General features: G+C 71.1%; 2 protein-coding genes. One reads left to right on the forward strand and one right to left on the reverse strand.

Translation table 11 applies throughout. The features are described from left to right. Positions 1-48 precede the first annotated feature (48 nt). Positions 49-1215, reverse strand: coding sequence for a tRNA dihydrouridine synthase DusB (dusB, locus tag AOK23_RS40865; protein ID WP_055717471.1), 1167 nt, complete (start codon positions 1213-1215; stop codon positions 49-51). 117 nt (positions 1216-1332) lie between these two features. On the opposite strand from dusB, the gene AOK23_RS40870 reads away from it, so the two are divergent. Beyond that, positions 1333-2334: DHA2 family efflux MFS transporter permease subunit (locus tag AOK23_RS40870; protein ID WP_055717472.1), on the forward strand; the 1002-nt coding region annotated here is incomplete at its 3' end.

Below are 2334 nucleotides of genomic sequence, written 5' to 3' on the forward strand. Positions count from 1 at the left end.
CAACCCGGGCGCGGCCCCGGGCGGGGGCGGCCGGGTGGCGGCGGCCCGTCAGCCGCCGGAGGTGTCGAGTTCGGCTTCCTCGCCGACGCCCGCGCAGTCGTAGGGATCCTTGAGCCAGCCGTCGGGGAGGACGACGCGGTTGTTGCCGGAGGTGCGGCCACGCGGTCCGTCGGCGCCGGCCGGCCACGGCTGATCCAGGTCCAACTCGTCGAGTCCCGCACGGAGTTCGGCGAGGGACGAGGTGATGGCGAGCCGCTTGCGCATCTCGGAACCGACGGCGAAGCCCTTGAGGTACCAGGCGACGTGCTTGCGGAAGTCCACGACGCCCTTCGACTCGTCGCCGATCCACTCTCCGAGGAGGGTGGCGTGCCGGACCATCACGTCGGCCACCTCGCGCAGCGACGGGCGCGCGATGTCCTCGGTACGCCCCTCGAAGGCGGCGACGAGATCGGAGAACAGCCACGGCCGGCCCAGACAGCCGCGTCCGACGACGACTCCGTCGCAGCCGGTCTCGCGCACCATCCGCAGGGCGTCCTCGGCGGACCAGATGTCTCCGTTGCCGAGCACCGGGATCTCGGGGACGTGCTCCTTGAGCCGGGCGATGGCGTCCCAGTCGGCGGTGCCGCCGTAGTGCTGGGCGGCGGTGCGGCCGTGCAGGGCGATGGAGGTGACGCCCTCCTCGACGGCGATACGGCCGGCGTCGAGGAAGGTGATGTGGTCGTCGTCGATGCCCTTGCGCATCTTCATGGTGACGGGGAGGTCCCCGGCGCCGGAGACGGCTTCGCGGAGGATCGCGCGGAGCAGGTTCCGCTTGTACGGGAGGGCGGAGCCGCCGCCCTTCCTCGTCACCTTCGGGACCGGGCAGCCGAAGTTCAGGTCGATGTGGTCGGCGAGGCCCTCCTCCGCGATCATGCGGACGGCCTTGCCGACGGTCACCGGGTCCACGCCGTACAACTGGATCGAGCGCGGCTGCTCGGTCGCGTCGAAGTGGATCAGCTGCATGGTCTTCTCGTTGCGCTCGACCAGCGCCCTCGTCGTGATCATCTCGCTGACGAAGAGGCCCTTGCCGCCACTGAACTCCCTGCACAGAGTACGGAAGGGCGCGTTCGTGATCCCGGCCATGGGGGCCAGGACGACGGGCGGGGTGACGGTGTGCGGACCGATCCGCAGGGGCGCGGCGGCCGTGAGCGAGGGCGCGGTCGAGGACGTGGACATTCCCCCATTGTCCCGCACGCCGGGCGAACCCCGGCCCCGGTCCGGTGGCGGCTCTCGGCCCGACACCCCCTATTCATTAGTTAGGCGCACTATTGACTCGGGCGTACGATGGACGGCATGCCCGAGCTCAGCCGTCGCCACCGCCTGCTGGTGCTCGCGATCTGCTGCACCAGCCTCCTGATCGTGAGCCTGGACAACACCGTCCTCAACGTCGCCCTGCCCACCCTGCAGCGCGACCTGGGCGCGAGCGTCGCCGGTCTCCAGTGGACGATCGACGCCTACACCCTGGTCCTGGCCTCGCTGCTGATGCTGGCGGGCTCCACGGCGGACCGCATCGGCCGCAAACGGGTCTTCATGGCGGGCCTGGTCGTCTTCACCATCGGCTCGGCGCTGTGCTCGCTCGCCCCGAACCTCGACGCGCTCGTGGTGTTCCGGATGGTGCAGGCGGTCGGCGGTTCGATGCTCAACCCGGTCGCGATGTCGATCATCACCAACACGTTCACGGAGCCGCGTGAGCGGGCCCGGGCGATCGGGGCGTGGGGCGCGGTGGTGGGCATCTCGATGGCGGCGGGGCCGATCATCGGGGGTGTCCTGGTGGAGTCGGTGGGCTGGCGCTCGATCTTCTGGATCAACCTCCCGGTCGGTCTGGCCGCTCTCGCGCTGACCTGGCGGTTCGTCCCGGAGTCCCGGGCGCCGAAGGCCCGCCGCCCCGACCCCGTGGGACAGCTCCTGGTCATCGCGCTGCTCGGTTCGCTGACGTACGCGATCATCGAGGCGCCGACGGCGCCGGTGGGGCGGACGCTGGTGTTCGGTGGTGTCGCCCTGGCCGCGCTCATCGGCCTGCTCCGGTACGAGCCCCGCCGGGACGAGCCCCTCATCGACCTGCGTTTCTTCCGTTCGGCGCCGTTCAGCGGGGCGACCGTGATCGCGGTCAGCGCGTTCGCGGCGCTCGGCGGTTTCCTGTTCCTGTCGACGCTGTACCTGCAGAACGTGCGTGGGCTGGACGCCCTGCACGCCGGACTGTGGATGCTTCCGATGGCCTTCCTGTGCTTCGTGTGCGCGCCGGTCGCCGGGCGGCTGGTCGGCAGCCGGGGCCCGCGGCTGCCGCTGCTCGTCGCG

Source organism: Streptomyces torulosus (assembly GCF_001419765.1).
GTDB lineage: Bacteria > Actinomycetota > Actinomycetes > Streptomycetales > Streptomycetaceae > Streptomyces > Streptomyces torulosus.